Origin of the sequence: Paraburkholderia sprentiae WSM5005 (assembly GCF_001865575.2) — a bacterium.
Classification (GTDB): domain Bacteria; phylum Pseudomonadota; class Gammaproteobacteria; order Burkholderiales; family Burkholderiaceae; genus Paraburkholderia; species Paraburkholderia sprentiae.
In genome coordinates, this window is sequence record NZ_CP017561.2 from 1,728,850 (window position 1) to 1,747,547 (window position 18,698).

An 18,698-nucleotide genomic window follows, 5' to 3' on the forward strand; every position below is an offset into this window, starting at 1 on the left:
GCTTACCCATCAAGGAGCCCGTCATGAAGAACGAACACTTGCCCCGCGCCTGGACCCCGATCTGCGCGCTCGACGATATCGTGCCGAACACCGGCGTTTGCGCGCTCGTGAACGGCGAACAGGTGGCGGTATTTCACGTGGACGGCGGCGCAACAGAGGCGCCGGCCGCGCCCGCCGTCTACGCGATCGAAAACTTCGATCCGGGTTCGCACGCGGCGGTACTGTCGCGCGGGCTCGTCGGCAGTCTTGGCGAACGCATCGTGGTCGCCTCGCCGATCTACAAGCACCACTTCGATCTGCGCACCGGCGAATGCCTCGAAACGCCGTCGTATTCGGTCAGCGCATTTGCCACGCGGGTCGAAAACGGCCAGGTGTGGGTCGCGGTTTGATGTAGTGGCCTTTGTCCATCGTTCCGATTTCCAACCAGATCATTCGCGCATGTCTGCTACCAGCGTAAAGAGCGTGTGTCCGTATTGCGGCGTCGGCTGCGGCATGGTGCTGCACGTCGAGGACGGCCAGGTCGTGAAGATCGCTGGCGACAAGGAGCATCCGGCCAACCTCGGCCGGCTGTGCACCAAGGGGCAGTCGGCCCACGTCGCGCTGCGCAAGTCGGGACGGCTCGAAGGCGCGTTCGTGCGTCGTGCGCGCGACGAAGACCCGGTGCCGCTGCCAATGGCGCAGGCGTTGAGCAGTACCGCGGCGCGTCTGCGGCGTCTGATCGACGAACATGGTCCCGATGCGGTGTCGTTTTATGTGTCGGGGCAGATGTCGCTCGAAGCGCAGTATCTCGTCAACAAGCTCGCGAAGGGCTTTATCGGCACCAACAATATCGAAGCGAACTCGCGCCTGTGCATGGCGAGTGCGGCGAGCGGCTACAAGCTGTCGCTTGGCGCGGACGGGCCGCCCGGCTCGTACGAAGACTTCGACCACGCCGAGCTGTTTTTCGTCAGCGGCGCGAATATGGCCGACTGTCATCCGATCCTCTTCCTGCGCATGATGGATCGCGTGAAGGCGGGCGCCAAGCTGATCGTCGTCGATCCGCGCCGCAACGCGACCGCCGAGAAAGCCGATCTGTTCCTGCAGATCAAACCCGGCACCGACCTCGCGCTGCTGAACGGCCTGCTGCATCTGCTGCACGAAAACGGCGCAACGGATGCGACCTTTATCGCCGAACACACCGAAGGCTGGGATGCGATGCCAGCGTTCCTCGCGGACTACACGCCGGAGCACGTTGCGCGCATCACGGGCCTCGCCGCCGACGACATCCGCCGTGCTGCGCACATGATCGCGTCGGCCAACGACTGGATGAGCTGCTGGACGATGGGCCTGAACCAGAGCACGCACGGTACGTGGCACACCAATGCGCTGTGCAATCTGCATCTGGCGACCGGCCGCATCTGCCGGCGCGGCAGCGGACCGTTCTCGCTGACGGGCCAGCCGAATGCGATGGGCGGCCGCGAAATGGGCTACATGGGCCCGGGTTTGCCAGGGCAGCGTTCAGCGCTCGTCGCCGAAGACCGCGCGTTCGTCGAAGCACTGTGGGGCATCGCACCGGGCACGCTCAAAGCGGACCCGGGCACCGGCACGATCGACATGTTCGCGCGGATGGCCGCGGGCGACATCAAGGCGTGCTGGATCATCTGCACGAATCCGGTGGCGACCGTCCCGAACCGGCAGACCGCGATCGCCGGTTTGCGCGCGGCCGAACTCGTGATCGCGCAGGACGCGTTCCTCGATACCGAAACCAACCGCTACGCCGACGTGCTGCTGCCCGGCGCGCTATGGGCGGAAGCCGAAGGCGTGATGGTCAACTCGGAGCGCAATCTGACGCTGATGCAGCAGGCCATCGAACCGCCCGGCGCGGCGTTGCCCGACTGGCGGATCATCGCGCGCATCGCATGCGAAATGGGCTTTGCCGACGCGTTCAGCTATGCGAGCGCCGACGAAGTGTTCGCCGAACTCACGCGCGCGGCGAACCCCGCGACCGGCTACGACCTGCGCGGCGCGAGCCATCGCCGTTTGAAGGACTCGCCGCTGCAGTGGCCGATCGCGTCGGCCGATTCATCCGAGCGCAACCCGCTTCGCTATCTGAACGACGGCGTAAGCCAGACGCTCAGGGAATCCGACGATGGCAGCCGCCCGCGCATTGCTTTTCCGACCGCCAGCGGCAAGGCGAAGTTTTTCGCGCGCGCGTACGCACCCGCGGCCGAGGTGCCCGATCGCGAGTTCCCGATCGTGTTGAACACGGGCCGCCTGCAGCATCAATGGCACACGATGAGCAAGACCGGCAAGGTCGCGATGCTGAACAAGCTGAACCCGGGACCGTTCGTCGAGATTCATCCGGACGACGCGGCCGAACTCGGGATTCGCGCGAAAGACGAGGTCGAGATCCGTTCGCGCCGTGGCCGCGCGGTCCTGCCCGCCGTCGTCACCGATCGTGTCGACGCGGGCCAGTGCTTCGCGCCGATGCACTGGAACGACGTGTTCGGCGACGAACTGTGCATCAACGCGGTGACCAACGACGCGGTCGATCCGGTTTCCCTGCAGCCCGAACTGAAACTCTGCGCGGTCGCGCTGAGTCGGGTGACGGCCGATCGCGTCGCGCCCACGCGCGATGACGACGACGCGCTCTCCACCCCCGCCGACGCAGCGGTGTTCACGCCCAGCGCCAAGGATCAATCCATGCCTCGTATCGAAGCCCTCACGACTTTGCTGCAATTGCCGCCCGAGCCCGCGCCGATGCCGTCGCTCTGCGAGGCGGAGCGCGCGTATCTGGCGGGCTTCGTCAGCGGCCTGCGTTCGGCCGAAGCGCAAGGCCTCGAGAACGTGCCGGTGCTGCCGCACAGCGCACCGTTCGATGCGATGAAACGGCTCTACGTCGATGGTCTGCTGGCCGGACTGTACAGCCGCAGCTCGACGACGGCGCAGCCGTCAGCCGCTGCGGTGCGGCCATCTCTTGCGCAGGAAGAGGCGCGCGAATCGGGCGTGCGCATCGTGCGCGTGCGGCCGAAGGTCACGCTGTTGTGGGCTTCGCAAACCGGCAACACCGAAGCGCTGATCGAGCGTTACGCGACGCGTCTGATGGAATCGGGCTTCGAAATTCGCACCGCGTGCATGGCCGACTATTCGTTCGCGACGCTCGCGAAGGCGCAATACGTGCTGCTGATGACCAGCACGTTCGGCGACGGCGATGCGCCCGACAACGCGCAGGACTTCTGGACGCAACTGAACGCCGCCACGGCGCCGCGCCTCGACGGCGTGCGTTTCGCGGTGCTCGCGCTCGGCGATCGCAACTACGACCAGTTTTGCGGTCACGGCCGCCGTCTCGACGAGCGGCTCGCCGCGCAGGGCGCGCTGCGTCTGACCGAGCGCGTCGACTGCGACATTGAATATCAGCCGAGCGCCGATGCATGGCTCGAACGTGTGATCGTCTGCATCAAGCAAGCGGATGCCGCGCTGTATGCGGTGCCGCCGGGCGGCATGATCAACGCGGTGGCGGGCGCGGTGCCGACCAAGGCGCGGCCGGCCGCGTCGCGCGTGGTCGGCAATCTGCGCCTGAACCGGCAGGGCGCAGCGAAGGATACGCGCTACGTGTCGCTGCAAACCGGCGAGACGAACCTCGAATACGAGGCCGGCGATGCGCTCGGCGTATGGCCGAGCAACTGCCCGGAACTGGTCGACGAACTGATCACGCTGAGCGGTCTGCACGCGGACGCGTCGGTGCAGGTCGCGGGTGTCGGCGACATGCGGCTCGCCGATGCGCTCGGCAAGCACTACGAGATCGCGCGGCCGAGCGCCGAAGCGCTCGCGTTCGTCGCCGCGCGCAGCCGCAACGGCGCGCTGCGCGATCTGCTCGCGCCCGAACGCAAGGCAGACCTGAAGCAATGGCTATGGGGACAGCAGCTCGCCGACGTGTTGCACGAGTTTCCGGTGAGCCTGACGCCCGCCGAGCTGACCGGCATGCTCAAGCGCCTGCAGCCGCGTCTGTATTCGATCGCATCGAGCCCGAAGGCGCATCCGGGCGAGGTGCATCTGACGGTGTCGGCGGTGCGGTACAGCAATGGCCGACGGCATCGCAAGGGCGTGTCGTCGACGTTTCTCGCCGATCGCGCCGGTGACGCCGACGTGCCTGTGTTCGTGCAGAAGTCCGCACACTTTCGTCCTCCTCACCAAGCGGACACGCCGATGATCATGGTCGGGCCCGGCACGGGCATCGCACCGTTTCGCGGCTTTCTGCACGAACGGCAGGCACGTGGCGAGCGCGGACGCAATTGGCTGTTCTTCGGCGAACAGCATGCCGCGACCGACTTTTACTATCGCGACGAACTCGAAGCGATGCGCGCAAGCGGTCTGCTGAGCCGACTCGACGTCGCGTTCTCGCGCGACCAGGCCGACAAGATCTACGTGCAGGACCGCATGCGCGAACACGGTGCGCAATTGTGGGCATGGCTCGAAGACGGTGCGCATTTCTATGTGTGCGGCGACGCGAACCGGATGGCACGGGACGTCGACGCGGCGCTCAAGGACGTGATCGCGACGCACGGGGGCATGAGCGAAGACAAAGCACTCGAATACGTGAGCCGTCTGACGCGCGAAAAACGCTATGCACGCGACGTCTATTGAGCAGCTTGGCGCATGCGGCTGCGCAGTGACGAGCGCGCCGGCACGTTTCGAAAAAGGCCTTAAAAAAAGCCTCGAAACAGACATCGGCATGGCATGACGCTTGCATGTTGAGCCCGGATGAAAAAACTCTGAATCACACGCCGGTGCAAAAATATAAGCAGCGTAGTAACCGGATTACCAGGCATTTTATTTACTGAGGATCTCTGATGAAAAACGTGATGCACTCTCTGCGAAGCGGTGATTGGCGCGCACTGGTCGCCTGCTTTCTGTATTTCGACACGGGCTTCACCGTTTGGGTGCTGTACGGACCGCTCGCGCCGTTCATCAGCAAGAGCATCGCGATGACGCCCGCGCAGCAGGGTCTGCTGGTCGCGGTACCGGTGTTGTCCGCGGCGATCCTGCGCGTGACGCTCGGCAATCTGTATCAGTCCGCGCATGGCAAACGCATTGCGTTGATGGGCGTACTGCTGTCGGCGGTGCCGACGATCGTGCTGCCGCTGCTGCCTGCGGTGCCGTCGTACGACATGCTGTTGGTGCTCGGCGTGTTCCTCGGTGTCGGCGGCGCCAGCTTCGCGGTCGCGCTGCCGATGGCCGGCAGCAACTATCCGCCGAAAGTGCAGGGCCTCGTGCTGGGCCTCGCCGCGGCCGGCAACATCGGCGCGGTGCTCGACGGCTTCCTGTTCCCGCAACTGGCGACGCATTACGGTTGGCAAATGGCGGCGGGTGGCGCCTTGCCGCTGCTGGCGATCGCCGCGATCACGCTGTACTTCTGGGCCAACGACGCTGGCGTGAAAACCGGCAGCGTGCTGCGCGCGTTCGGCAGCTTTGCGACGACGCTCGTCGGCCTGATCGTGCTCGTGCTGCTCGTCGAAGCGGGGCTGTTCGGCGCGGGCAAGACCGGCGTGCTGCTGTTGCCGGTGGTCGGCGCGCTGCTCGCGATCGCGGTGCTGCCGCAACGCTACCGCTCGGTGCTCGCCGAGCGCGATACGTGGGTCATCATGCTGGTCTATAGCATTACGTTCGGCGGTTTCGTCGGCATGTCCTCGTATGTGTCGCTGCTGCTGACCAATCTGTATCAACTGTCGAAAATCGACGCGGGTCTGTTCATGGCGCTGCTCGCCGCGACCGGCGCAATGGTGCGCCCGCTCGGCGGCCTGATCGCCGACCGGGTCTCGGGGGTGCGCGCGCTGACCGTGCTGCTCGCGATCATCGCGGTGTGCGACTTCCTGTTCGCCGCGGCGATGCCGTCGCTCACAGGCGGCATCGCGTTGCTGCTGTGCCTGTATGTCGCGTTCGGACTCGGCAATGGCGCGACGTTCCAGCTGGTGCCGCATCGCTGGGCCGGCCGCACCGGTCTAATGTCCGGCATCGTCGGCGCGGCGGGCGGCATCGGCGGCTTCTATCTGCCGGTGGTGATGGGCATCGCGAAAGAAAGCACCGGCAGCTACCAGATGGGCTTTGCGACGTTCGGCACGCTGTCGGCATGCGCGTTCCTTGCGATCGTCGCGCTGCGCCGCCCCTGGATGGCGTGGTCGATGCAAACCGGCGGCATGCACGCGCATGCGACGGAGTAAGGCTCCGCGTGCGGCGTTCGGCGGTGCCGGCGGCGCATGCATCATGCTTTGAGACAAAGCGCAGTCGAATGCTTGCAAGCGGCGCATCGCGCATCGACGGAAGAAACAACGCAAAAGGGGCCAAAAATTGGCCCCTCAACCGTTGCAAACAGCGCAGAAAAACCAGGCCGCGGCTAGTCGGCGATCCGCTTGTCGGCCAGCGCGTTCTGACAGTCGGCCAGCACCTGCCGGACTAGCCGCGCCTGTGGGTCGAGTTCGTCGGTATCGAGAATTTCCTCGACCGCGTCGCGGGCCCAGTCGGTGTCGACGAAGCGCGCGTGGCGCCGCGCGATTTCGACCGCAGTGGCCGACAGCTTCGCGATGCAGAGCCAGTCGGCTTCGCGCGCGCGGCGGTCGAGCCACTTGTGCGCGGATTGCACGTGAAACGCCGCGTCGGGCCAGTCTTCGTTCAGATAATAGGCGCCGAGGCTTCCGCATGTGAGCCAGCACAACAGCTCCAGGCGGTCACGGGGACTCAGATGTTGGCGTACATCACTCATGGCGACGCTCGCTGCAGTAAATGGCTTCCCGGTGAGGCCGGCGGGCGCCGTCCTCCGCTAATTACAAACATTAGCATGCGGAATTCCCGGGCGGCAATTCCTGACCACCCTGGCGTGCGGCGCCGCCACAGGCGGGTTTTTGGGCGATGCATCAGCCGGGCGCGGGGGGGCGAGCTGATCGACCCGCTGCCGGCGCGCCGGAGCCGCCGCGCCAGCAGCTAGCGGCTTGCAGCGGTCGCCGCCGCGGCTTCAGCGTTCGCCGCGCGTCGCGACGATGAAAAGCCGCGGAAACGGCAGCAGCACCGTGCCGTCGGCGAGCGCCGGGTAGGCCTTGGCGATTTCGTCGCGATAGCGCTGCACGAACGTGCTGCGTTCGGCGTCGTCGAGCGCGGCGAGAAACGGCCGCAGCGCGCTGCCCTTGAACCATTCGACCACCGCGTCGGCGCCCGCGAGCGGGTGGTGATAGACCGTGCACCACACGTCGACGCGCGCGCACAGCGGTTTGAGCAGCGCGTAGTACCAGTTGGCGTCGTGCCGGACGGTGCGCTCGACACCTTTGAGCCTGGGCGCCCAGGGCCCGTCGGTGGCGATTTCGCGCAGCAGCCGATGGGCCGGTTCGTCGAGATTGACAGGCATTTGCACCGCGAGGCTGCCGCCGGTGGCAAGTTTCGCCACCAGCGCGGGGAACAGCCGCTCGTGGTCCGGCACCCATTGCAGCACCGCGTTCGCGAGGATCACGTCGTAGGGACCGGGTGCGTCCCACGTCGACACGTCGCTGATGTCGAAGCGCAATTGCGGCAGGCGTTGGCGGGCCGCCGCGATCATGTCGGCGGAGCTGTCGATGCCGCTGACCGACGCGCCCGGCACACGCTCCGCCAGCACCTCGGTCGAGTTGCCCGGCCCGCAGCCGATGTCGACCGCGAGCCGTGCGCCGTCCAACGGCACCGCCGCGAGCAGATCGCGCACCGGGCGGGTGCGCTCGTTCTCGAACATCGCGTACTGCTTCGCGTACGAATCGCCGTGCGCGGCGGGGGCGGTCTCGGTCATTTGTCGCTCCTTGGTGGGGTTCGGTGCGGCCATTCTCGGTCGCCGGCTGGCCGCAGTAAAATGAATTTACGATTCCGATTGCTTCATTTTTCTAATGAAAATCGACACCCTCGGCGTGCAGGCTTTCGTCGCGATCGCCGATCGCGGCAGCTTCCAGGGCGCGGCGGATTCGCTGCACGTGACGCAAACGGCGATCACGCAGCGGCTACGCAAGCTCGAAGGCTATCTCGGCGTGACGCTGATCGAGCGCACCACGCGCTCGATGGCGCTCACGGAGATCGGCCGCCATTTTCTGCCGCAGGCGCGTCGGCTGCTCGGTGAACTCGCCGACGCACTCGTCGAGATCCGCGAAACCGGCATCGCGCGACGCGGCGACGTGTCGATCGCGTGCGTGCCGACCGTCGGCGTGCAGTATCTGCCGCGCATCTTGCAGGCGTATTCGGCGCGCTATCCGCACAATCGCATCAAGATTCTCGATCACGCGTCGTCGGCGGTGGAGCAGGCCGTGTTGCGCAGAGAGGTCGAGTTCGGTATCAACATCGCACGCGAGCGTCATCCCGAGCTGACCACCGTGCCGCTCACCGAAGATCGCTACGTGCTGATCTGCCATGAGGACCATCCGCTCGCGAAGCGGCGGCGCATCGCGTGGGCGCAGTTGCAGGCGTTCCCGCTGATTTTCGCCGGCGAGGTCAGCGGCAACCGCGCGCTGCTCGACCTCGCGTTGGCATCGAGCGAGCTTACGCTGCGGTCGTTCTACGAGGTGCAGCGCAGTTCGACCGCGGTCGGACTCGTCGCGCAACGGGTCGGCGCGGCGGTGGTGCCCGCGCTCGCGCTGCACAAGGGCGCGTATCCGAGCGTGCGCACCGTCGAGCTCACGCGGCCCACCGTGTCGCGCACGCTGGTGCTCGTCGCGCGCAAGACCGCGCAACTGTCGCCGGCGGCGCAGGCGCTGTACGACATGATTCGCGAGCAGGCGACCCTCAAAACCGGATGACGGCGCGCCGCGCGCACGGCAAACTGGCCGGCTTCGGCGTGTCATTTCCTCAACCCGATCAACCACGCGACGCACCCCACCCATGCTGCAGATACTCGGCAAGACCACCTCGATCAACGTGCGCAAGGTGCTGTGGACCTGCGCGGAGCTTGGGCTTTCGTTCGAACAGGAAGACTGGGGCTCGGGCTTTCGTTCGACCGATGTCGCCGAATTCCGCGCGCTGAACCCGAACGCGATGGTCCCCGTGATTCGCGACGGCGACTTCGTGTTGTGGGAATCGAACGCGATCATTCGTTACCTCGCGAACCGTTATCGCGGCGAGGGGCTCTATCCGGCCGATCCGGTCGAGCGCGCGCGCTGCGACCAATGGATCGACTGGCAAGCGAGCGAGTTGAACCGCTCGTGGAGTTACGCGTTTCTCGCGCTGGTGCGGCGCTCGCCCGAGCATCAGGATGCGCGGCAGATCGCGGCGTCGTGCGCGAACTGGTCGAAGCATATGGCGATCGTCGAGCAGCAGCTCGCGCGCACCGGCGCGTACATCGCGGGCGACGCGTTCTCGCTCGCGGATATTCCGATCGCGCTGTCCGCGAACCGCTGGCTCGAAACGCCGCTGCAGCACGCCGATTTTCCGGCGCTGGCCGCATATATGGCGCGCCTGGCCGAGCGCGACGGATATCGCACGTATTGCCGCAATGGCACGCCGTGATCGTTGATGCACGCGCTTCGCCGAGCCGTCGCAGCTTGCGGAAAACTGTCTTCGATGCTTACGCGCCGCTTATAAATTCCCGCCTTCGGGCGCGGCTGCGCGGAACACCCGCGTCGCCTACAATGGCGGCCATTTAGCGACATTGAAGGTCCAACGATGCGGGTAACGAAATGCGCGCTGGCATTGCTCACGGCGTGCTTCACCTTGAACGCGAGCGCCGAGATGACGGCGGCCCAATACAGGCGATGGGCGCACGCCGACAACAACTCGATCTACGCGGCGTACATCACCGGCACGATCAACGCGTTTGGCTGGGCGAACGGTGATCTGGTCACGAAGAAACAGCCGCCGCTGTTCTGTCCGCCGCAAACGCTCGCGATCGGCAACCAGACGGTGTATCCGTTGCTCGATGCGTTCTTCGCGAACCATCCCGGCGTTTCCGACGATTTCCCGATCGGGCTCGCGATCCTGCGCGCGTTGCAGGGCGCGTATCCGTGCTGAGGGATTGAAGCGCTCGAAGGCACTGGCGCCTTCGGCTTGCGGTTTGCGGTTTGCGGCAAAGAAGGGGCAACGCCAGCGGCGAGCTCGCGAAGCGAGCCCGCCGCTGCGCGCATCAAACCTGCACGAGATTCGGAATCTGCACGTCCGGATTGACGTCGGCCTCGTAATCGACGCCCTTCATTTCAAAGCCGAACAGACGCAGGAAATCGGTCTTGTAGCCGGCGAAATCAGTGAGTTCGTAGAGGTTGTCGTTGGTCACCTGGTTCCACAGTTCCTGCACGCGAGCTTGCACCTGCGCATCGAGTTCCTTGTAGTCCGCGCGCAGACGGCCTTCGTCGTCCAGATGCGGCTGGCTGCCATAGAGGCTGTCCTTGTACAGGCCGTAGACCTGCTCGATGCAGCCTTCGTGCGTGCCTCTTTCCTTCATCACCTTGAAGAGCAGCGACAGATAAAGCGGCATCATCGGAATCGCCGAGCTCGCCTGCGTGACGACCGCCTTGAGCACCGCGACGCGCGCATCGCCGCCCTTGGCCGCGAGTTTTTCGCGGATGCCGAGCACTTTCTGGTCGAGATCCTTCTTGGCCGCCCCGATCGAGCCGTTCCAGTAGATGTCGTGCGTGATCTTCTCGCCGAGGTAGGTGAACGCGGTGGTCTTCGCGCCGTCGGCGAGCACGCCGGCTGCGCCGAGCGCGTCCATCCACATCTGCCAGTCCTCGCCGCCCATGACCGCGACCGTGTGCGCGATTTCTTCGGGCGTCGCCGGTTCGAGCACGGTTTCCTTGATCACTTCCTTGTCGGTGTCGATGCCGCGCAGGTTGACCGCCTTGCCGATCGGCTTGAGCACCGAGCTGAACACTTCACCGGTCTTCGGATGCTGGCGCTTCGGCGCCGCGAGGCTATAGACGACCAGATCGACCTGGCCGAGGTCGCGCTTGATGACTTCGATCGTGCGCGCCTTCACTGCGTCGGAGAACGCATCGCCGTTGATACTGGTCGCGTACAGACCTTCGGCCGTGGCGAATTTTTCGAACGCCGCGGTGTTGTACCAGCCGGCCGTGCCAGATTTGGTTTCGCTGCCGGCGCGCTCGAAGAACACGCCGAGCGTCGACGCGCCCGAACCGAACGCAGCGCTGATGCGGGCAGCGAGGCCGTAGCCGGTCGACGCGCCGATCACCAGCACCTTTTTCGGACCGTTGGCGATGGGGCCGCGTGCCTTCACATACTCGATCTGTTCCTTCACGTTGGCTTCGCAGCCGATCGGATGGGTCGATACACAGATGAAGCCACGCACACGCGGTTTGATGATCATGAAGCACCTCTTGTCGGAATTGGCGACATTATAGTGGCCCCGCCGCAGCCGCACTGCCTCGCGCGAAGCAGGCAAAAACCGGCGCACGCCCCACATCTTGGTAGGATTGCGCCTTTCCCAGCCGACGACAGCACGTGAAGCGCCTCTTTTCCTCCTTTCTGGCGGCCCTCGACAAAGGGCTGACCCTCGCGAATCCGCTGTTCGCGAAGGCCGCGTGGCATCTGCGCCATCCGAGCCGCCGCACGTTCGCGTGGGGGCTCGCCGCGCTGCCGGTGCTATTCGTGCTGTACGTGCTGCTGCTGATTCCGTTCACGCCGAGCATCGGCGACATCCGCAAGGCGAAGATCGAGCAGCCCGCGCAGATCCTGTCGGCGGACGGCAAGCTGCTCGCCGAGTTCAAGCCGTCGAACCGCGAGTGGGTCAAGCTGGCGGATATCTCGCCGAACGTCGTCAACGCGCTGATCGCGACCGAGGATCACCGCTTCTATCAGCATTTCGGGCTCGACTGGCGGCGCACCGCGTCGGCCGCGCTGCACACGTTCTCCGGCGAGCGCCAGGGCGGCTCGACGATCACCCAGCAACTCGCGCGCAATCTGTATCCCGACCAGATCGGCCGTGCGCCGACGTTGACGCGCAAGCTGAAGGAAGCGATCACCGCGCTGAAGATCGAGGCGTTCTACACGAAGGACGAAATCCTCGAAACCTACCTCAACACGGTGCCGTTCCTGTACAACGCCTACGGCATCGAGATGGCCGCGCGCACTTATTTCGACAAGTCCGCATCCGCTTTGAACGTGCTCGAAGCGGCGACGCTGACCGGCATGCTGAAGGGCAACGCGTACTACAACCCGGTGCTTAATCCCGAGCGCGCATTGCAGCGGCGCAATACGGTGCTCGCGCAGATGGTCAAGTACGGCAAGCTGACGCCGTCCCAGTACGACACGCTCTCGCGCAAGCCGCTGCGTCTGGACTTCGAGCGCCAGATCGAGCCGCCCGGACCCGCGCCGCATTTCACGCAGCAGCTGCGCAAATGGCTCGTCGCGTGGGCCGATCGCAACGACTACAACATCTATGCCGATGGACTCGTCGTGCGCACGACGATCGACTCGCGTCTGCAAACGATGGCAACCCAGGCGGTCACGCTGCAGGGCAACCAGTTGCAGAACATCGCGAATTCGGCGTGGGGCACGCGTGCCGGCTGCTCCGCGGACAACGATCTGCTGCGCACGTTCCTGCGCGAAACGCCTGAGTTCCGCGCGGCGAAAGACACGGGCCTCGCCGACGACGACGCGCTCAAACGCCTGCTCGCCGATCGCAAGCTCGTGCAGAGCGTCTGCGATACGAAGACGCGCGTGCAGGCCGACTTCCTCGCGATGGACCCGCGCACCGGCGAGATCAAGGCGTGGGTCGGCAGCCGCGACTTCGGCGAGGATCCGTTCGATCACGTGCAGCAGGCACGCCGTCAGCCGGGCTCGACCTTCAAGCCGTTCGTCTACGCGGCAGCCTTCGAGGCCGGCGCGAAGCCGGACGACAAACTGCCCGACAATCCGGTCCAGATCGAACTCGCCGGTGGCGAAGTCTGGAAGCCGAACGACGAGGACGAGCCGAGCGGCCGCATGATCAGCCTGCGCGACGCGCTCGCGTATTCGCGCAACCGCATCACCGCGCAGGTGATGGAGTCGGTGGGTCCGGACCGGGTCGCGAAGCTCGCGCGCGCGATGGGCGTGCGCGACAGCCAGCTCGACCCGGTGCCGTCGCTCGCGCTCGGCACGAGCCCGGTGACACTGAAGGAAATGGTGTCGGCGTACGGCACGATCGCGAACCTCGGCAGCTACGTCGAGCCGCTGATGGTCACGCGCATCGAGGACCGCAACGGCAACCTGCTCGCCGAATTCAGGCCGGCCACGCCCACACGCGAACTGCCCGCCGACACGGCGCGCACGCTCGTCGACGTGATGCGCGACGTGGTCAGCCGCGGCACCGGCGCGAGCATCCGCACGCGCTTTGGCGTGCGCGGCGACGTCGCGGGCAAGACCGGCACGACCCAGGGCAACGCGGATGGCTGGTTCATCCTGATGCAGCCGCAACTGGTGGCGGGGGCCTGGGTCGGCTTCAACGACAGCCGCGTGACACTGCGCAGCGATTACTGGGGGCAGGGCGCGCACAGCGCGCTGCCGATCGTCGGCGATTTCTTCCAGCGCGCGCAGCGTTCGCGGCTCATCGACAGCCACCTGAAGTTCGACACCGCGCAGCAGCCGGGCTGGTTCGCGCAGCGCGCGGAACGCTTGCGCGACTGGATCGAGCACCTGTTCACGCGCGCGCCGGCGCGGCCGGCCAGGCAGGTCGTGGCGCATGCCCCGGCGCGCCGCGCGCCGGTGGTGTCGGCGCAGCCGGCGACCTCTGCCGTGGCCGCACCCGCGGCGGCGTCGCAGGCTGCGGGCGGGTCCGCGGTGCAGGGCGAAGCGCGCGCGTTGCCGCCGTTGCTGCCGGCGCCCGGGTCGGAATCGGAATCGGCTCCGACGCCAGCGCTCGGTCATACCGTCGACGGTGAAACGCATGGCGGCGGTGCGGCAGCGCTCGCGCCGACACCGACGCCAGACGACGTCGTGCCGCCCGATGCCGGCGCTCAAAGCGATGAAGAATCGAATAACGGCAGCGGGGCGAACTGAACGCGACCCGGGCGCGCGGCCCGGGTGCGTGTCGAACCGCGCGAGCGGAAAGCGCTAAGACTTCGCGACGTCCCCTTCACCCGGCGGCTGCTGATGCGGATTGCCATGCACCGTCTCGAGCGACGTGTCGTGATGCAGCAGCAACACCGCCGCCGTCCCGATGAGCCCCGCGCCCGAGAGGCATAGCAGCCCGGCGCCGAAGCCGCCGGTGCTGTCCTTGATCCAGCCCATCGCGAACGGCCCGAAGAAGCCCGCCAGGTTGCCGAGCGAATTGATCCCGGCGATGCCACCCGCGGCCGCCGCGCCCGAGAGGAACGCGGCCGGCAAGGTCCAGATGACCGGCAGGCAACCGAAGATGCCGAAGCCGGCAATCGACAGCGCGATCATCTTCTGCACCGGATTGTCGAGCCCGGCCGCGGCCGCGATGCCACCCGCCGCGACGAATAGCGCAATCGCGACGTGCCAGCGGCGTTCCAGGTGGCGATCCGAATGCCGTCCCCACACGATCATGCTGACGAGGCCGACCACATACGGTAGCGACGTCACGAAACCGGTCTGCAGATTGGTGAGGCCGAACGCCTTCACGATCTGCGGCAGGAAGAAGCTCAGGCCATAGTTGGTCGCGTTCGCCCCGAAATAGATCAATGCGATCGCAAGCACGCGCGGATTGATCAGCGCCTCTTTCACGCTGAAGTGGCGCACCGCCTCGCGATGCTCGCGCTCCTGCTTCTGGCGCGCGATCAGCCAGTCGCGCTCGTCGGCATTGAGCCAGGTGGCGTCGGCGGGCTTGTCGGTCAGATAGAGCAGGACCGCGACCGACAGCAAGATCGCGGGCAGCGCCTCGATCAGATACAGCCACTGCCAGCCGCCGAGTCCGCCGCGACCGTCGAGCGACAGCAGAGCGCCGGAGATCGGTCCGCCGATCACTGTCGACAGTGGGATCGCCGCCATGAAGTAGCCGACCACGCGTCCGCGATACGCGGCCGGAAACCACAAGGTCAGCAGAAAGATGATGCCCGGGAAAAAGCCGGCCTCGGCGACGCCAAGCAGAATGCGCAGGCCGAAAAATACGTGCGCGGAGGAGAGCCCGGTGAAGCGCGCGATGTTCGGGATGAACGCCATCGCGCCCGCGAGAATGCCCCATGTGAACATGATCCGCGCGATCCAGCGGCGCGCGCCGAATCGTTCGAGCAGCAGGTTCGACGGCACTTCGAAAAAGAAGTAGGCGATGAAGAACACGCCCGCGCCGAAGCCGAACGCGCTCGCGGACAGATCGAGCGCCTTGTTCATCTGCAGGGCCGCGAAGCCGACGTTCACACGATCGAGATAGGCGACGAAATAGCACAGCATCAGGAACGGCACGAGCCGAACCGTGACGCGCTGCATGGTGCGTACTTCGAGATCCATATATGTCTCCTCCGGCTCGTCGACCGGTGTATGCCGCTATGTTGTGGGGGCTGTCTGCGGTTCGCTATGCCTCTCCGTGGAAAAGGCATCGTTACAGACTAGGCGCTGAAAAGCGATTCGGGAAGTCCTTTATGAACCATGTGGTCCGCTCATCGCCGACGTTGGCGCGGCCGTCGCGGTGCCATCCATTGTTAAGGGGCGCGCAACAGTGTTTTCGGTGGTATCGGCTGATCTTGCGCGAACGATTCCGGATAATTGCAGCTGGTTAATCGGTTAAAAGTGCAGGTGTTCCACGATGTCGAATCAAGGTCCGGACAGTCTTGCCGAAGCGCGCCACACGATGCGGGTACGCGAAGCTGCGTGCGCCGCGCGAGCGGGAAGCAGGGAAAAGAAGAGGGCGGCGCTGCTCATGCGCATGCGCGGGGTGGCTGCGGTGGCGCTCGCGTGCGCGAGTCTCGTCGGCTGTGCGTCGAGCACGGACGTGGTCGAGAGCGGCAAGCCCGGCACCTACACGGTGGCCGCCAGCGCGACCGGCGGACGCATGGCGTGGGCGCGCGCGCACGAACTCGCGATGAACGAAGCACGCGACTACTGTGAGCGCCGCGGCATGCAAAGCAGCGTGAGTACGGAAACCGTCAGCGGCGTGCGGGTGATGACCGAGCACGAGTCGTCGCTCCGCTTCGAGTGTCATCCGCGGTTCTGATGCGGCGCTGCGCGCGCATCGTTGCACGTGCATCGATGCGGCCGGGCGGCGAATGCCGCTGTCCGATCCCGACTACTTTTTATCGAACGTCACCAGCTGTCGGTCGTTCGTATCCGCGACGAAAATCGCCAGCAGCTTTGCCGGCTCGGTCGTGCTCGCGTTCTCGCTGACGGTGTGATGCGCGCCGGGCTTCTCGGTCCACGATTCGCCCGCATGGTAGACGTGCTCGGCGCCGTTATCGATGCGGCTGCGGATCGCGCCCGACAGCACATAGCCCACCACGAACGCCTGGCCATGCCGATGCGGCGCCGATTTGCCGCCCGGCGCATAGTCGACGACGAGCGCGGTCATCGTCTTGCCGGGCACGTTCGCGATCGGTACGGCGAAGGCGGGGGTGATGGCTTCGTGCGGGGCTGCGCTCGCGTTGCCGGTGCCGGCGGCATAGGCGGACTCCAACATGCCCGCGAGCGCGACGCCGGCAAGCAACGCCGTCGCGAACAGTGTGCGGAACACGCTCAGGGTGTCACGCCGCGTCAGCCTGGCCGTCGCGACCGCCGCCAACTCGCTGGCGCCGACGTGCGTGATCTTCATGATGTCCGTCCTTGCGGTGTGTTCAACCTGAGATCAGATTAGACGGTCCGCTGCTTTCGCGGAATAACCGGTTGCGTCGAATTCAAGGTGACCGGTTTTGCGATTCTCGCGGTGGCACGCCGGGACGCCCGCGGGCCTCAACCTTCGCGTGGTTTGGCGCTGGTTGAACGTTTGACGAACGGTGCGCCTGCGAACCCTGCCATCGCACGCCCTTGCGCGGGCGATTTGTCGCGCGCGCGGCGGGCAGGGCGCGCCGACGTTTTTTCTGTTCGCGCCGTGTCGAGCTGCCGCGCCAGCGTGTCGATACGCTGGCGCAGCAGGTCGGTCTGCGCCACACGCTCTGCCAACGCCGCATCCTTTTCCGCGAGCTGCGCTCGGGTCGCGACATGCCGCGCAGCGGAGGCGGCCAGTTCTGCTTTCGATGCGGCCAATTCGTCCCGCAGCGCGTCGCGCTCAGTGCGCGATTGTGCTTCGAGCGTCGCCGCGCGCTCCTGACTCGTCTGAAGCTCCTTGCGCAGACGCTGCGCCGCGGCCCGCTCACTGTCGATTTCGAGCAGTGCGCGCTTTTCCGCTGCGGCGAGCCGCTGCTCGTTCTGCTGTTGCGAGTGGCGCAGCTTCGCGAGTTCGTCGGCGAAATCGCGCCGCGCATCGGCGAGCGCGGCGTCTCTAGCGGCGATTTCTTCCTTCGATGCAGCCAGTTGGGCCGTCAGCATGTCGTTGGCGGTCTGCAACTCGACGATGCGCGCGTCGAGCCCGGCAATCCGCGCCTGCGCGGTTGCGGCATCGCTGGCTGCGTGTTCCGCCTGGGCGACGGCCTGCTGACGCTGGGTGTCCTGTTGCGCTGCCTGTTCTCGCGCCGCGGCGATTTGCGCGTCGGCGTCCTGCCGGAACACGTCGAGCGCGGCGTTCGCGGCATCGCTCGACAGACGCCACATCTGGGCCGCAAACTCGCCGACGGCCGCCGCGACCTCGGGCGGCAAGTCCGGGCGGCCGACGTCGACACGCGTCTTGTCACGCACGTCGGTCCAGAACTCGCGCAACGCCTTGGCCGGCGCGCTCATGCTGCCTTTGCGCACCAGTTGATACAGGCGGTTCGCGGTCGGCGTTTCGCCGTAGCGGAAAAACAGCAGCGCGCAGACCTCACGGTATAGCGTCTGCGTATCCGGCGCGTTTTGGCGGGCGACTTCGATGTCGGATTCGAGGGACATGGCGGGTGTGATGTGCGGGGATCGGTAGGCGTTGATAATACAACGTAATACGCCAAGAACACTACATACACTCTTGTCGTACACGACATTAGTACTATAATGTCGTGTTTACGGTATTCGTGGCGTGGCTATGGTTTTCGTCCGTTTGCAGCATTTTGTTACTGCTTTTTGCGCGAATTTGTAGCCAATCGGACCTGCGGCCCGGCGAACCTGATGCCACGCCGCGCCGAGAACTGTTACTTCCACTTCTGGGTCCCGCGCGTTGCCTGCGAGACGCCGCCGGTTGGTATATGGGCGGTCTCAAGAGTCAAGGGCAACGTTTAGCTAAATTCCGCTGTCTTGCAGCTTGCCGTACAAGTTGCAGTTCTGCGCCCGGTGCGTGTGTGGCTGACCCGTGTTCCCCTCGGTCCCCGCCCCTGGCTCCGCCCTCTCCGCAACTGGTTCCCCAGCCTTGTTCGCAGGCTTCATCGCTACTACGGCGGAGTCTGACTTCTCCCGTCCGTTCATCATCATCGGCTGCGGCTCCTCGCCTTCCCGATGCGGACCTGTCCATCCTGCAACAGGCCAGACTGGAGATCTCCCTGTTCCGGAACAAGGAGCGTGCGCACATGCCAGGTTCTATGACCACGCCGGGTCATCCGGGCGCTCGCGATTGCGCGCTCGGACGTTTTGCCTTCCGATACACAGACAGCGTCGGCACCCGGAATCAGTTTTCTATCGTGGCTCAATGGCTGGCCTGCACGTACCCCTGCCGACGCTTCGCCGACATCCTCACGGATGCCTGCGCACGGCTCGGGGCCGATGTGGTTCGCTATTCCTTCATCGCA

Annotated in this window: 14 protein-coding genes; 8 read left to right on the forward strand and 6 right to left on the reverse strand. The window is 65.7% G+C overall.

Annotation, left to right across the window (positions count from 1 at the left end; translation table 11 throughout):
- Positions 1–23: 23 nt before the first annotated feature.
- The 3 genes from nirD to BJG93_RS07885 all read left to right on the forward strand — a co-directional run bounded on the left by nirD (position 24) and on the right by BJG93_RS07885 (position 6,197).
- The gene (gene nirD, locus BJG93_RS07875; RefSeq protein WP_027197753.1) at positions 24–389 is read left to right on the forward strand and encodes a nitrite reductase small subunit NirD; all 366 of its coding nucleotides are present in this window, start codon (positions 24–26) and stop codon (positions 387–389) included.
- A 49-nt stretch (positions 390–438) separates the two neighbouring features.
- Complete coding sequence (locus tag BJG93_RS07880; RefSeq protein WP_027197754.1) at positions 439–4,623, forward strand: bifunctional nitrate reductase/sulfite reductase flavoprotein subunit alpha; 4,185 nt, start codon at positions 439–441, stop codon at positions 4,621–4,623.
- 206 nt (positions 4,624–4,829) lie between these two features.
- Entirely contained in the window at positions 4,830–6,197 is a 1,368-nt protein-coding gene (locus tag BJG93_RS07885) for an MFS transporter (RefSeq protein ID WP_027197755.1), read from the forward strand.
- 173 nt (positions 6,198–6,370) lie between these two features.
- On the opposite strand, the gene BJG93_RS07890 is transcribed toward BJG93_RS07885, so the two are convergent.
- Complete coding sequence (locus BJG93_RS07890) at positions 6,371–6,736, reverse strand: hypothetical protein (protein WP_027197756.1); 366 nt, start codon at positions 6,734–6,736, stop codon at positions 6,371–6,373.
- A 249-nt stretch (positions 6,737–6,985) separates the two neighbouring features.
- On the reverse strand, positions 6,986–7,783 hold the full coding sequence (gene tam / locus BJG93_RS07895; protein WP_027197757.1) for a trans-aconitate 2-methyltransferase: 798 nt from the start codon (positions 7,781–7,783) through the stop codon (positions 6,986–6,988).
- 94 nt (positions 7,784–7,877) lie between these two features.
- Between tam and BJG93_RS07900 the strand changes: the two genes are divergently transcribed.
- From BJG93_RS07900 to BJG93_RS07910, 3 genes are all read left to right on the forward strand, one after another.
- Positions 7,878–8,777, forward strand: coding sequence for a LysR family transcriptional regulator (locus BJG93_RS07900; protein ID WP_027197758.1), 900 nt, complete (start codon positions 7,878–7,880; stop codon positions 8,775–8,777).
- A gap of 82 nt (positions 8,778–8,859) precedes the next feature.
- Positions 8,860–9,483 carry a glutathione S-transferase family protein gene (locus BJG93_RS07905; RefSeq protein WP_027197759.1) on the forward strand — a complete coding sequence of 208 codons (624 nt, stop codon included), beginning with the start codon at positions 8,860–8,862 and terminating at the stop codon, positions 9,481–9,483.
- 156 nt (positions 9,484–9,639) lie between these two features.
- Positions 9,640–9,984, forward strand: a complete 345-nt coding sequence (locus tag BJG93_RS07910) for a hypothetical protein (protein ID WP_027197760.1) — start codon at positions 9,640–9,642, stop codon at positions 9,982–9,984.
- 112 nt (positions 9,985–10,096) lie between these two features.
- On the opposite strand, the gene fabV is transcribed toward BJG93_RS07910, so the two are convergent.
- The gene (fabV, locus tag BJG93_RS07915) at positions 10,097–11,293 is read right to left on the reverse strand and encodes an enoyl-ACP reductase FabV (protein ID WP_027197761.1); all 1,197 of its coding nucleotides are present in this window, start codon (positions 11,291–11,293) and stop codon (positions 10,097–10,099) included.
- Positions 11,294–11,427: 134 nt separating this feature from the next.
- Between fabV and BJG93_RS07920 the strand changes: the two genes are divergently transcribed.
- The gene (locus tag BJG93_RS07920; RefSeq protein ID WP_027197762.1) at positions 11,428–13,962 is read left to right on the forward strand and encodes a penicillin-binding protein 1A; all 2,535 of its coding nucleotides are present in this window, start codon (positions 11,428–11,430) and stop codon (positions 13,960–13,962) included.
- Positions 13,963–14,016: 54 nt separating this feature from the next.
- On the opposite strand, the gene BJG93_RS07925 is transcribed toward BJG93_RS07920, so the two are convergent.
- Positions 14,017–15,369 carry an MFS transporter gene (locus tag BJG93_RS07925; RefSeq protein ID WP_027197763.1) on the reverse strand — a complete coding sequence of 451 codons (1,353 nt, stop codon included), beginning with the start codon at positions 15,367–15,369 and terminating at the stop codon, positions 14,017–14,019.
- 295 nt (positions 15,370–15,664) lie between these two features.
- Here BJG93_RS07925 and BJG93_RS07930 point away from each other — a divergent pair, with 295 nt between their 5' ends.
- The gene (locus BJG93_RS07930) at positions 15,665–16,072 is read left to right on the forward strand and encodes a hypothetical protein (protein ID WP_027197764.1); all 408 of its coding nucleotides are present in this window, start codon (positions 15,665–15,667) and stop codon (positions 16,070–16,072) included.
- 72 nt (positions 16,073–16,144) lie between these two features.
- Here BJG93_RS07930 and BJG93_RS07935 read toward each other — a convergent pair whose 3' ends face one another.
- Both BJG93_RS07935 and BJG93_RS07940 read right to left on the reverse strand, forming a co-directional pair.
- Positions 16,145–16,531, reverse strand: a complete 387-nt coding sequence (locus BJG93_RS07935) for a cupin domain-containing protein (RefSeq protein ID WP_167544152.1) — start codon at positions 16,529–16,531, stop codon at positions 16,145–16,147.
- 269 nt (positions 16,532–16,800) lie between these two features.
- The gene (locus BJG93_RS07940) at positions 16,801–17,871 is read right to left on the reverse strand and encodes a DNA-binding protein (RefSeq protein ID WP_027197766.1); all 1,071 of its coding nucleotides are present in this window, start codon (positions 17,869–17,871) and stop codon (positions 16,801–16,803) included.
- Positions 17,872–18,698 lie beyond the last annotated feature (827 nt).